Origin of the sequence: Rhizobium sp. S163, from assembly GCF_030380805.1 — a bacterium.
GTDB lineage: Bacteria > Pseudomonadota > Alphaproteobacteria > Rhizobiales > Rhizobiaceae > Rhizobium.
Genome location: NZ_JAUDSA010000003.1, coordinates 649,433 through 659,948 on the forward strand (window position 1 = coordinate 649,433; position 10,516 = coordinate 659,948).

At 59.2% G+C, this 10,516-nt stretch carries 16 protein-coding genes and 1 pseudogene; 7 read left to right on the forward strand and 10 right to left on the reverse strand.

Going from position 1 to position 10,516, the window contains the following annotated elements; genetic code table 11:
* Nucleotides 1-49: 49 nt before the first annotated feature.
* From QTL96_RS03365 to QTL96_RS03400, 8 genes and pseudogenes are all read right to left on the reverse strand, one after another.
* Nucleotides 50-616 carry an MT-A70 family methyltransferase gene (locus tag QTL96_RS03365; protein WP_289726673.1) on the reverse strand — a complete coding sequence of 189 codons (567 nt, stop codon included), beginning with the start codon at nt 614-616 and terminating at the stop codon, nt 50-52.
* A complete protein-coding gene (locus QTL96_RS03370) occupies nt 613-876 on the reverse strand; it encodes a hypothetical protein (protein WP_289726674.1) in 264 nt (87 codons plus the stop codon). The genes QTL96_RS03365 and QTL96_RS03370 overlap by 4 nt, the downstream gene beginning before the upstream one ends.
* Nucleotides 873-1,058: a hypothetical protein gene (locus tag QTL96_RS03375; RefSeq protein WP_289726675.1), complete on the reverse strand. Its 186-nt coding sequence runs from the start codon at nt 1,056-1,058 to the stop codon at nt 873-875. The genes QTL96_RS03370 and QTL96_RS03375 overlap by 4 nt, the downstream gene beginning before the upstream one ends.
* Nucleotides 1,055-3,202 carry a DNA cytosine methyltransferase gene (locus QTL96_RS03380; protein ID WP_289727163.1) on the reverse strand — a complete coding sequence of 716 codons (2,148 nt, stop codon included), beginning with the start codon at nt 3,200-3,202 and terminating at the stop codon, nt 1,055-1,057. Before QTL96_RS03380 ends, QTL96_RS03375 begins: the two co-directional genes overlap by 4 nt.
* A 47-nt stretch (nt 3,203-3,249) precedes the next feature.
* Nucleotides 3,250-3,672 (reverse strand): hypothetical protein, encoded by a 423-nt coding sequence (locus QTL96_RS03385; RefSeq protein ID WP_289726676.1) that lies wholly within the window; start codon nt 3,670-3,672, stop codon nt 3,250-3,252.
* Between the two features lie 405 nt (nt 3,673-4,077).
* Nucleotides 4,078-4,257, reverse strand: a complete 180-nt coding sequence (locus QTL96_RS03390) for a hypothetical protein (protein ID WP_018900393.1) — start codon at nt 4,255-4,257, stop codon at nt 4,078-4,080.
* Nucleotides 4,258-5,191: 934 nt separating this feature from the next.
* Nucleotides 5,192-5,437, reverse strand: a pseudogene (locus QTL96_RS03395) (DUF2312 domain-containing protein); the annotation flags it as partial.
* Nucleotides 5,434-5,673: a hypothetical protein gene (locus QTL96_RS03400; protein ID WP_289726677.1), complete on the reverse strand. Its 240-nt coding sequence runs from the start codon at nt 5,671-5,673 to the stop codon at nt 5,434-5,436. The gene QTL96_RS03400 and the pseudogene QTL96_RS03395, both read right to left, overlap by 4 nt.
* An 83-nt stretch (nt 5,674-5,756) precedes the next feature.
* Between QTL96_RS03400 and QTL96_RS03405 the strand changes: the two genes are divergently transcribed.
* Nucleotides 5,757-6,485 (forward strand): S24 family peptidase, encoded by a 729-nt coding sequence (locus QTL96_RS03405; RefSeq protein WP_289726678.1) that lies wholly within the window; start codon nt 5,757-5,759, stop codon nt 6,483-6,485.
* Complete coding sequence (locus tag QTL96_RS03410) at nt 6,485-7,351, forward strand: DUF3800 domain-containing protein (protein ID WP_289726679.1); 867 nt, start codon at nt 6,485-6,487, stop codon at nt 7,349-7,351. The genes QTL96_RS03405 and QTL96_RS03410 overlap by 1 nt, the downstream gene beginning before the upstream one ends.
* A gap of 196 nt (nt 7,352-7,547) precedes the next feature.
* On the opposite strand, the gene QTL96_RS03415 is transcribed toward QTL96_RS03410, so the two are convergent.
* Both QTL96_RS03415 and QTL96_RS03420 read right to left on the reverse strand, forming a co-directional pair.
* Complete coding sequence (locus QTL96_RS03415; RefSeq protein ID WP_289726680.1) at nt 7,548-7,847, reverse strand: hypothetical protein; 300 nt, start codon at nt 7,845-7,847, stop codon at nt 7,548-7,550.
* Nucleotides 7,837-8,073: a hypothetical protein gene (locus QTL96_RS03420; RefSeq protein WP_289726681.1), complete on the reverse strand. Its 237-nt coding sequence runs from the start codon at nt 8,071-8,073 to the stop codon at nt 7,837-7,839. Before QTL96_RS03420 ends, QTL96_RS03415 begins: the two co-directional genes overlap by 11 nt.
* 180 nt (nt 8,074-8,253) lie before the next feature.
* On the opposite strand from QTL96_RS03420, the gene QTL96_RS03425 reads away from it, so the two are divergent.
* The 5 genes from QTL96_RS03425 to QTL96_RS03445 are packed head-to-tail and all read left to right on the forward strand — an operon-like array spanning nt 8,254 to nt 10,505.
* Complete coding sequence (locus QTL96_RS03425) at nt 8,254-8,601, forward strand: hypothetical protein (RefSeq protein WP_289726682.1); 348 nt, start codon at nt 8,254-8,256, stop codon at nt 8,599-8,601.
* The gene (locus QTL96_RS03430) at nt 8,601-8,948 is read left to right on the forward strand and encodes a hypothetical protein (RefSeq protein WP_289726683.1); all 348 of its coding nucleotides are present in this window, start codon (nt 8,601-8,603) and stop codon (nt 8,946-8,948) included. The genes QTL96_RS03425 and QTL96_RS03430 overlap by 1 nt, the downstream gene beginning before the upstream one ends.
* Nucleotides 8,945-9,175, forward strand: coding sequence for a hypothetical protein (locus QTL96_RS03435; RefSeq protein ID WP_289726684.1), 231 nt, complete (start codon nt 8,945-8,947; stop codon nt 9,173-9,175). Before QTL96_RS03430 ends, QTL96_RS03435 begins: the two co-directional genes overlap by 4 nt.
* On the forward strand, nt 9,163-10,176 hold the full coding sequence (locus QTL96_RS03440; RefSeq protein WP_289726685.1) for a hypothetical protein: 1,014 nt from the start codon (nt 9,163-9,165) through the stop codon (nt 10,174-10,176). Before QTL96_RS03435 ends, QTL96_RS03440 begins: the two co-directional genes overlap by 13 nt.
* Entirely contained in the window at nt 10,176-10,505 is a 330-nt protein-coding gene (locus tag QTL96_RS03445; RefSeq protein WP_289726686.1) for a hypothetical protein, read from the forward strand. Before QTL96_RS03440 ends, QTL96_RS03445 begins: the two co-directional genes overlap by 1 nt.
* The last annotated feature ends 11 nt before the right edge of the window (nt 10,506-10,516 follow it).

Sequence of the window (10,516 nt, forward strand, 5' to 3'; positions counted from 1 at the left end):
CGGCCTTCCTTGTCACAGCCATCCCGGCGTGCGGATGAAGCGCAGTTATTCATGCCGCTACCTCGTCAAACTTCGTAACCTCATTGCCAAAAGCATGCCAACCAGCGCGGCTTTCACGAGCGAAGACATCAGCTCGTCGAGCATGCGGCATGACACGATCGCAGATGGCGTAGAATTCCTCAGGCTTGCGGCTATGCTCGCGAGCGATACCGTCGAAGATCGTCTGCGGCACTGCCGATTGCTTCGGGTTGCCAAGGGTCGCGACGACGACAATCTCGCCAGTCGTGCGGACTCGATAGCCGGGCCCCATGCGGACCTTGCCGGACGCGGTTGTCTTCCGCCAAAGGAGGAAGGACTTGTATTGGAAGCCCCAAGCCTTGACGCACTCGATCGCGAGCGGCAGCTGAGGAGCGGTCGCCCAGCAGTAGAGCAGGCAGTTCATGCTTGCGAGCTTCCCGACTGGCAGCGCCAGGATATCGGCGTCCTTCATCAGCTCATACTTCGCTGAGGCGGACTTCTTCGCGCCCTCCTCACTGTAGAGGTCGAAGCCCCATGGTGGATCGATGACGATGTGCTCGTAATGAAGCGGGAACAGAGGATCGAAAACCCAATTCATTGCCCTGCCCTCCTCATCATCCGCTCGAGCGGCGACAGGTGGCGGGCCGGAATGGCGGCGTCTGACTTAGCCACCGGCTCGAAGCGCTTCAGGTATTCCTTGACGGCCTTAGGCCAGACCTTGCGACCCCAGCTCGTCGAGCGGAAGTGTGGTGGGCAAAGCTTGCGGAGCGCCCGCTTGCGATCCTCAAGCGAGATGGTGCCGGGAGTTTCGCTGTCGTAGCGCTTGATGACGGCGCGGGCTTGGTCCATCCAGGTCATGCCACCTCCCCCTTCTTCTCATGGGCTGCCAGCGACCGCTTGAGACGATCGAGAGTACGTGTGACGCATCTGAGCTTGTGCTGCTGGTAGCCGTTGTCTTGGATGGCCATCCGCGAGCGAAGGCCTTCGGCTATGTCCGTTTGGACGGTGATTTCTTCGCGAAGGAGATCGGGGTCGGTCATTCGGCCGCCTCGCGATACTCGACGAGGTGCTGGCAATTCGCCGCGACGATCGCAGCAGCAACCGGCGGCGATACCGAATTTCCGACGCATGACACCTGGACGTTCTTGGGAAACGGCCGGCCATTCGCATCTGCGTTGATCTTGTAGTCCGCAGGGAAGCCTTGGGCCGAATACAGCTCGCGAGGCGTGAGCATCCTCATGCCGATGTCAACGATGACGAAATCCGCCTCGCCTATGGTGAGCGTGACAAACTCCCGTTGATCCCAGAAACCGTAGGACCGGAGGAAGTCAGCTACCTGTCGAGCTCGATCGTGCTGGTCTGGCGTGAAAGGCGGCGCGCTGAGGGCTGCCTCGACATGGCTGAAACGCGGCTTGGTCGTAATGGTGTGAAACGGCTCGTCTTCGGGTGTGTCCTGGTCGGAACCGTAATAGGCATGCAGGTGTGGGGCTACGAGCGCCGACTTGTTAACGCCTGCGGTGACCGTGGCCGACGGCTCTTCTATGCCGTGGCCGATACTTGCACCGAACTGGCGAGAGACAAAGGCAGAGACAACACCCTGTTGTGCACCGGTAGCCGTGACAGTCGAGATGGGCTCGACAATGGAACGGCCTGGCCTCGCGACATCCTGGCCATCCTTGCGAGGATCACCGTTGTGCTGGGCAATAAAAACGGCTGCTGTGCAGACGTCGGCCTTGGCCGTTACCGTCGCCAAAGGCTCATCGCCACCACGGGGGCGGCTCTGACCGGCGCGCCCTCCGCACCCGACTAGCGTCGGGATGATGACCGCGTTCTGATCCTTCTTGCTGGCCGTGATGGTATGGTGTGGATCCGCAACCGAGCGGTTTGCGCCTCCCTGCTGGGCATAAGTGAGGACAGGCGCGACCAGCGAAAGCCCAGCGCCGCCGGCGGTGATGGTGTGGGTTGGTTCGTCCGCACCGTTGAACGGTTTGCCGGAATTGCGCATCGTCATAAGATGCGGCGCAACAACGGCATGGCGGTTTTCAGTGGTGACGACGCGCACGGGTTCTTCGGCGCTGGCCGACCGATCCTTGCCGCCGGCGCCTGGACCGTAGAAAGCCGTCAGACTTGGGGCAATGATGCCAAGTGGCGCAGCGCCGCCAGGCTTCTTGATGTAGCTGTTGGCCGTGACCGTCGGCGCGGGCTCATTCATTGCCGAACCAGTCGCGCCTGTGTTGAAGCGGGTGACGGAAGGAGAAATCACCGCATGCTTGATGCCCCCGGCGACGACCGTGCCAAGGGGAGCATCGCCATCAAGGCAGCGAGGCTCCTGCCCCTTGCGCTCACCATATCCTGTCTGGACGAGGAACGGCCGCGCGGAGTCGAGGACATAGCGCTTGGTGCCGCGGGCAACGCGCGCCATTGTCGCGTCAGCCAGCGGGCGGATTGCGCGCAGGCCGTGCTTTGCCATTACCTCAGCCGAAGTATCAAAGATCGACGGACAAGGAAGAGACCAGTCGATGATTTCGGCCGCCGTCCGCCATGGTTGCTTACGGCCTGCGATGACATCGAGGTCTGTCGGCGCGCCGTGCGTAGGCGTGGGCCAGACGATCGGCTGCCCGTCACGCCTGGCGATGACGAAGAGGCGCTTGCGGATGGTCGGCGCGCCATAGTCGCAGGCACGGAGTTCGCGATGCTGGAGCTTATACCCTGCCCGCTTCATGGCCTTGCACCACTTCTGAAACGTCTGACCACGGCTGTCAGGGCAAGGCATCAGACCGCGATCTGTCTCGATCAGCGGCCCCCACTCCTTCCACTCCTCGACGTTCTCCATGATGATGACATCAGGCTTAGCGCGTTCGGCCCACAGGACGATCACCCAAGCTAGGTCTCGGATGTTTCTCTCGACCGGCTTGCCGCCCTTGGCTTTAGAGAAGTGCTTGCAGTCCGGCGAGAACCAGGCGAGCCCGACGTGCTTGCCGGCGACATAGTCAAGGGGGTCGACCTTGAAGATGTTCTCGGACAGATGCAGGGTTTCGGGGTGGTTCGCAGCATGCAGAGCCAGCGCGTCGGCGTTGTGGTTGATCGCGATATCAGGCGACCGGCCGAGAGCCATCTCGATGCCAGTTGAGGCGCCGCCACCACCGGCAAAACTGTCAACGATAAGAGGCACATTATTCTGCATCATCCGCCTATTCCCCGCTCATGATCCATTCAGCCCGATCGGCCCACTTATTCGCTCGACGACGCCACCGATCTGCCAGCCACGCTCTCGCTGAAAGCGGCAACCTTTTTGTCCAGCGCAGCCAGACGGGCGCGTAGTTCCTGTTGCTCACGGTGAGCCTCCTCGATGATCGCTGCCCTCAGGGCATCCATTTCGTCACTGTCGATGCGGCGCGCGGAGCCTTCCCAAATCGAGCGGGCGCGGCGCGGCGTGAATTGCTTGGCTACTCGCGGCGAAATGAACCGCACGGCTTGATAAAAAACGTTGTCGAGCTTGCCATATCTCTGGATAGGCCAAGCATCCCGCATCAACTCTCTGGCTGCTACTGTCGGACTCATTACCCTGTTCCTGCTGGTCTTTTTCGTGGGGCGACGCCCCAAGCCTTCGTTGTCGAAACCCAACACCTTGTCGTTCTCCTGTGCGATCTTCACCTCGTTCCAAGGAGATGCTTGTGATGCACAAGAGCGAGATTGATGGAGAGACCACTGGCACAGACGCCAATCAGGCCGATGGTCTCTCCAGGTCCGCCGCTCGCGGGCCTTCCGTAATTCCGTTTCGCAGAGCCCCGCCGCACCGTTCTGGCTCTGCTGCTGGTGGCGATCCGCCGTCGCCACCAGCCCCATCCATCGGGTCGCTAGCTCAAGCCATTGTGTTGCGCACGGCGAACAAGCGATTCCGGTTGAGAGTTCTCCGGGCCTTCGGGGAGGAGTTCGAAGACCCGGAGAATTGACGGTGCCAGGGGCAGCGCCGTCAGGAGGCGTATCGCGCCACTCGAGCCACGAGAAAGGCGAGCGGAAGCGAAATGAGAATGAGGGTGATGATGGCGATGACGACTGTCATGGCTTGACCTCGCGATAGTCCTTCTCCGCAGCGATCAGGCTGCAGGCAGCGTTGACGCCAAGGGCGCAATCGACGCGGTACCAGCCGCTCTGCTGCCAGAAGAGGAAGAACATGAAAAATATCGCCCAGACTAAAGCGTGGTCGATCTCAACCTTGATGCTCTTCTCTTCAGTCATTGCGTCCTCCCCGGCCTTGCCACCATCGCCCGGTCATGACCGGTGCGGTGCTCAACTGCGTTCTGGGCAATACGGTCTTCGCCTTCTGATGGTCTGGTCATGCGGCTTCCTCGTCTTCGTTCGCCTTCGCTGCGCGATTGCAGGAGAAGCAGTGCTTGCTGCCGTAGCCGCCGCAGTTCTCGGGACGCTGGCAATGAGGTCGGAGGGGTTTGGCCGGCGGGTTACAGACGAGGCCGCCGGCCTTATCGGGTTGAGCACTCTCACCTTCGGTTACATGACTGCCTCCCATGTTGGCGCCGGCGGCGTTCAGTCCGCCGCCGAGGCTTTGGCCTTCGCTGCGATCCTCATTCGGATCGATCTCGGGATGGGTTGCGGCACTCTCTCCGCCCGTCACGTCCATTTCCTCAGACGTTGCAGTCGTCGACCGCCCGACGACAGGCCTACTACCGGCGTCAACAGAAGGTGCGGACACAGTTTCGCCGCAGGCTCCTTCCTCTTCCGGGTTCGCATGGATCTCGGATGCGGTCTCTCCCGCCGTCACGCCTGCCCTTTCGGGGCCGCTGACGTTTACGCCGTCATGCTGGACGGTCAGAGCTGGGATCGTCTCAGGTTGCCCCAATACCCCAGCCACAGCCTCTGCCTCATCGGCTTCGACCAATACGGGCGCTACAGTCGCGCTCGTGAATGCGGTCCTCTCGGATACCGCCTCCGCCGCCTGACGCGGGGATTGAAGAGCCTTTGCAGGGCCGTTGCCAAACTTGGTGGCAACCGCATCTGCGAGGGCTTTGTTCTCGTGTCTGGCTTCCTCGGAAATCAGGCCAGCATCGGCCATCTCGTCGACGAGGGACTTGTGGTCCGCCATAGCCTCGCTGGTACGCGCCTTCGCGCGATCCTCGCGGGTGGCAGCCGGCGCCTCGTGGAAAAAGTCAGGCTGTTCGATCATGCCGAGCGCCGCGAGGTAGGTGTCGAGCACCGCCTCCTCCTCCATGCGCTTCTGTTCGTCCTTCTTCCGAAGGGAAATGACACGCTTCATGATGACCGTGTCGAAGCCCATACCCTTGGCCTCGCCATAGACATCCTTGATGTCGTCGGCGATCGTCTTCTTCTCTTCTTCCAAACGCTCGATGCGCTCAATGAAGGCGCGGAGCTGGTCGCGGGCTACTCCGTGTGCGTCGGTCATGCTGAAACGGCCTTCCGTGAAGAGGTGTGGCGAGTTGCGAGCCATTTCCAATCGATGCCCTTGATCTTCTTCCGCTCAGCAGCGGCGATGACGCCGTTCCAATGCCTGGGGGAGATGCTTTCACGCAGCCTCATCTGGCGTGCGGCTTCGTATCCGCAGCCGACGTCCGAGGCGAAGTCACCGATGGTTTCCCACTGGTCTATGAGGATTGAAATGGAGGTTGGTGTCTTGCTCATGGGCCACATCGTACAAAAAGTACGAGATGTATGCAAGTCAAAATCGTACACATTGCACGATAAATTTAAGCGATAATGTACGAATGGAATTGCCTAAGGACAGATTGAAGCGAGCGCGAGCTGCGGCAGGGTATGAAAGCCCCACCGATGCCGCGAACGCGTTTCCGCGTGACATCAACAAGAACACCCTGATCAGCAACGAAAATGGGAACCGCCCGATCTCGCGCAAAGCTGCCGAAAAATACGGCGAGCTGTTTGGCGTGAAAGCTGGATGGATTCTGTTCGGAGATAGCGAGGAAGCGCCCGCCCCGATCAGCGACGTAGCTTTGAGCCGTGTTGGCATGGTGACAGGTCGCGTGGCAGGGATCGTCGAGGCTGGCACTTTCCGCGAGGTCGACGAGTTCGATCAATCGGATCCTGTCGAGATCCCTCTTCCGCGAGACGACAGGTTCCCGAACGCTCGGCAGCTCGTCTTCGACTGCAGCGGCGACAGCATGAATGATCTCCGCCCTCGCCCAATATTTCCGGGCGACCGTCTGGTCTGCATTTCATACGAGGATGTTGAGCATCTGGTCGAGCTAAAGTCGGGAATGGTGGTCGTTGTCGAGCGTACTCGTGACGGTGGTCATTTTCGGGAGTGGTCGGTAAAACAGCTCGAGCTATTTCCGGATCGCGCTGAGTTTCATCCGCGCTCGACGAACCCTAAGCACAAGCCCATTGTTATTCAGCGCGAACACGACGCCGATGACGGCGTCACAGTTCAGGTCATCGCTCTTGTCCGTCGCGTTATGAATGAGATGCCGGGGTTCTAATGGCCGCACCCGAATTCGAGTTCATCGCCTACATTGACGAAGCGGGCGATCCGAGCTTGAAGCGCGTTAGACCGATTGACGACAAGGGCGGCACCGAGTGGATGGTCGTTTCGGCTGTCGTCATGAGCCGCGAACGCGATATGGAAGCCAAGCAGTGGGTTGCGGACATCTGCGAGAAGACCGGCCAGTCCAATGACCAGGTGATCCACTTCAAAGACCTTTCGCCAAACAACAAGCTCCTAGCAGCCGAACACCTAGCCGGCCTCCCCGTTCGGATTTTTACTGTCGCGTCCAACAAAAAGAACATGAGGCAGCACAGGAACGAACGAGCCGAGAAAATCCCTTCCCGACAGTGGTTCTACAACTGGTTATCAAGGATATTAATCGAGCGGGTGACGGACTGGTGCTGGCGCAGAGTGGAAAAGAACTCACTTCACCGTCGACACGTCAAATTCATGTTCTCCCAATCCGGCGGGCATTCATATAGCCAAACAGCCGCCTATCACGAACTGCTTAAAGTGCAGTCCAGCAGCACCTACCTAAAGAAATGGGTGCCTCGTCCAGAGGTGATGAGCATGCACCTGGTTGAAGCGCACCCGCACTACAAATTTGCGGGCCTACAATTGGCAGACATCGTAGCAAGCTCATTCTATCAAGCTGTCGACTATCTCGACACAGGGCCTTGTGATCCTCGCTTTGCTATAGCCTTAGAACCCAGGGTCGCTCTCAGCGCGGCAAATCAACACCGCGACTATGGCCTTGTCCTGCAACCGACACCCGCATGGAAAGCGGACATAACCATCGAGCAAAAAGCCATTTTCGAACATTATGGCTACGACTTCACCTTGCCGTGGTGGAAAAGATAATAGGCGGCAGGCCCCGGCTCCTGTTTCGTCCGGGATTGGCAGTCAGCATCATCTTCGCTGACATATCCCGGATAAGACGCGTACGCGTCGAGAGTGATCGGCGTTCCTGCCGAGAACAAAATAGGAATCATTACTCCGATTCGCAAATGAACTTATGTTAAAAGTTCGCAAGCTTTGGAGTATGGAGCTAGGCGGCCTAGTGCCTCCGTCCGGCTACATCGAACTCCCGACACGCATCAGCGATCTCTTGCAGCAGCCACCGCTTTGGCTGATTACACATGTAGCTTTTCCCGTCATCGCCGAGAAAGTTCATGATTGGCAGCACGCAGAAGTCATCATCATCGCCAACTGGAGCAAAGGGCCCTATCCTGAACCTGTGACCAGGGAAGCGGTTGGACAGATAGGTTTCGAAAAACTCTTTGGCCGCAGTAGCTGCGGCGCGGTGCTCGAACGGTGGCACGATGATGAATTCCAACACTTCTCGTTCAATAATCATAGCTCCCTCCTCCATTGATACCGATCAGCTTGCCGATGACGCCACCACACGGCTGACATCGGAACGGCAAGCGCTCTAGGAAAACACTTTCGATTAGCTCCTCAACGTCCCGTGGCACGTCGTCTCCGACGGGCATTTCGATGGGCATTTCGCTGTCCCTCATGCAGTTGTCGCACTGGATATGCAGCGTGAACCACGCCGACGCTCTCACCACCGCTACGTTCATTTTGTTCTCCTTTCGTTCTCATGAAAACAGAACTTCGCCAGCGAGTCGAATCGATTCTCGAAGCATCACCAAATTTTCCACGTCGTACAAATCGTACAAAATGTACTTGACCTAACATCGTACATAACGTACGTTGTTCTCATCAACGAAACGCCACCGGCGGCGAGGATGAGGACGGAAATGACCTGCACCTACCATTTCGAAGAACTGAAAATCCCCGGCCTCGGCGAAGGAATGCTCCTTTACGGCAAGGCCGAACTGGTCGCCAATGACGAGCGGTATCCGGATGAGTTTCGCGTCGAGGATATCCAGATCGGCGACAAGTGGCTTCCCCGCGCGCCTCGTGGTGGCGGCGGGACGTTTGAGCAGATGCTCTTCTCCGCGATCGAAAAGGTTCTCTACGACGAGAAGACGGTCCACGGTCGCCAAGCTGCGATTGAGTGGGGTGATTTCGTCGAGGGCAACACGCCGGTCATCCCTGTCTTCAAGCGCCGCGCTGGTCTGGCCGCTCTTGTGGGAGCGTACTGATGAGCGAGGAAGAATTGCGCAAAGCAACTTACGCTTGGTTTGGAACGCAGCCAATCATTTCTCTTGAGGCCGTCACAGCAGATCTTCTGAATGAATTGTTGTTCAGGGCCTTTTCCGCCGGTCACAAGTTCGCCGACGCCGCCAAGGACGCGGAGATCGCCAAGCTTCGCCGAGCGCTGATCATAGCCTCTAATCAGTTGCAGTTGGTTTACGACGATGCGCTCAATCAAGCGGGTGGTTACGGATTGCTCAGTTCAGATGGGCGAAGCTTCTCATGCTTAGAGCTGAACCGGTGTGACGAAGCGGCTAGGAACGCCAGAGCTGCTCTCGGAGGCGGTGCAGCATGAGCCGCGACCTCGAAGCTGCCCAGTCCTTCGTCGATCGCGCCAAGGCCATCAACGCCAAGATGGAGGCCGACCGCAGTCGCATGATCGCCGGCCTCAATCAGGCGGTGGTCGTGATCCTCTCGATAGCCCTCGTCGGCGTCCTTACCATCATCTCAATCGCGCCGACCGAGCAGAAGCTCAAGGCGGCCGCGCTCATCAACCAGGAGCAACTTACATGGCAGAAGTGAACGTTTGGGCTTGGTGGCAGAACGCCCTCGCCGGCAATATCGGCCCGATCCACGACGGCGATCCGCAACAGGGTTACTATCGCACCCGCTTTAAGGACAAGCCGTGGGAGCCGGTTGCCATCTGGTTCGAGGATGGCAAGTGGCACGCCATGCGCGGCGATCGTCAGGTTGATGCATCTGACATCTGGACGTGGTGCTGCCGCAACCCGATCACCTATGAAGCCTATACCAAGGCGATCGAAGGCGGCGGCTGGGATGACGAGCCGGAAGCATCGATCGGCCACAACCAGCCGACCGGCCTCGACCCTTACGAGGCTCTGGTTCACGAGTTTGCTTCCGAGAAGGAGCAGGCCGAGGCTTTCATGAAGAAGCCGATCACCACCCAGGCCGAAGCCGACCGCGCTGCGATTTGGTCGAAGCGTCTTGCGACGATCGCCAAGAAGGCGACCGACCTCCACAAGGTTGAAAAACAGCCACACCTCGATGCCGGCCGCAACGTCGACAACAAGTGGCGCGAACTCAAGGAAGAGCCCGACGCCATCAGCAAGAAGCTGAAGCGGCACATGGACGCCTTCCTACAGGAGGAAGCCCGCAAGGAGCGTGAACGTCAGGCTGCAGCACGCGCCGAAGCCGACCGTATCCAGCGTGAAGCTGATGCTGCTCGTGTCGCCGCCGAGAAGGCCGCTGCGAAGAACGACAACGATGCTGCTGCGGTCGCGACTCAGAACAATGCGATCGCCGAGGCTGAACGTCTCGCCCAGCAGGCAGCGCAAGCCGAGCGCGATGCTCAGGCCCGCAATGCCAGCGCCGGCCGCACCGGTGCCAAGGTTTCACTGCGAACCTTCGTGTTCGCCGAGATCACCGACTTCGAAAAGCTCCTCATGGCGCTGAAAGACCGCGCCGAGATCAAGGAACTCGTCGAGACGCTGGCGAACCGCGCCGCACGCGGTGGCGTGGAGCTGGCCGGCATGGCGATCCGCAGTGAACAGAGGGCCGCCTGATGACCATTAGCACACCCCGCACGATCGTCGCCGTCAAATTCGCTTGGGAGAAGGAAGGCAAGACATACGACTATTTCGCCGACTTCCCGGTCGAGGTCGGTCAACGCATCCATGTGCCGACCAAACGAGGCGAAGCGAAGGTCGAGGTTATGGAGATCAAGACCGAGTCCGAAATGGCTTCTGTCGCCGCCCTCCGCCCTGTCGAAGACCTCCGCACCGACGCGGAAAAGGCCGCCAAGTACTCCAACGGCCAGCGCAAGTACTCAGAAGATCGCACCTTGCTCGACGAGAAGGGCAACCGCTCGATCTTCGATGACGTCGATCGATAGGGAGGAGAGAT

Excerpts from the sequence above, each read along its gene's own strand:
- QTL96_RS03380 (WP_289727163.1), bottom strand. The coding sequence starts at position 3,202 with ATGCAGAATAATGTGCCTCTTATCGTTGACAGTTTTGCCGGTGGTGGC.
- QTL96_RS03415 (WP_289726680.1), bottom strand. The coding sequence starts at position 7,847 with ATGATTATTGAACGAGAAGTGTTGGAATTCATCATCGTGCCACCGTTC.
- QTL96_RS03370 (WP_289726674.1), bottom strand. The coding sequence starts at position 876 with ATGACCTGGATGGACCAAGCCCGCGCCGTCATCAAGCGCTACGACAGC.
- QTL96_RS03390 (WP_018900393.1), bottom strand. The coding sequence starts at position 4,257 with ATGACTGAAGAGAAGAGCATCAAGGTTGAGATCGACCACGCTTTAGTC.
- QTL96_RS03405 (WP_289726678.1), top strand. The coding sequence starts at position 5,757 with ATGGAATTGCCTAAGGACAGATTGAAGCGAGCGCGAGCTGCGGCAGGG.
- QTL96_RS03445 (WP_289726686.1), top strand. The coding sequence starts at position 10,176 with ATGACCATTAGCACACCCCGCACGATCGTCGCCGTCAAATTCGCTTGG.
- QTL96_RS03435 (WP_289726684.1), top strand. The coding sequence starts at position 8,945 with ATGAGCCGCGACCTCGAAGCTGCCCAGTCCTTCGTCGATCGCGCCAAG.
- QTL96_RS03425 (WP_289726682.1), top strand. The coding sequence starts at position 8,254 with ATGACCTGCACCTACCATTTCGAAGAACTGAAAATCCCCGGCCTCGGC.
- QTL96_RS03430 (WP_289726683.1), top strand. The coding sequence starts at position 8,601 with ATGAGCGAGGAAGAATTGCGCAAAGCAACTTACGCTTGGTTTGGAACG.
- QTL96_RS03365 (WP_289726673.1), bottom strand. The coding sequence starts at position 616 with ATGAATTGGGTTTTCGATCCTCTGTTCCCGCTTCATTACGAGCACATC.
- QTL96_RS03375 (WP_289726675.1), bottom strand. The coding sequence starts at position 1,058 with ATGACCGACCCCGATCTCCTTCGCGAAGAAATCACCGTCCAAACGGAC.
- QTL96_RS03410 (WP_289726679.1), top strand. The coding sequence starts at position 6,485 with ATGGCCGCACCCGAATTCGAGTTCATCGCCTACATTGACGAAGCGGGC.
- QTL96_RS03420 (WP_289726681.1), bottom strand. The coding sequence starts at position 8,073 with ATGAACGTAGCGGTGGTGAGAGCGTCGGCGTGGTTCACGCTGCATATC.
- QTL96_RS03400 (WP_289726677.1), bottom strand. The coding sequence starts at position 5,673 with ATGAGCAAGACACCAACCTCCATTTCAATCCTCATAGACCAGTGGGAA.
- QTL96_RS03440 (WP_289726685.1), top strand. The coding sequence starts at position 9,163 with ATGGCAGAAGTGAACGTTTGGGCTTGGTGGCAGAACGCCCTCGCCGGC.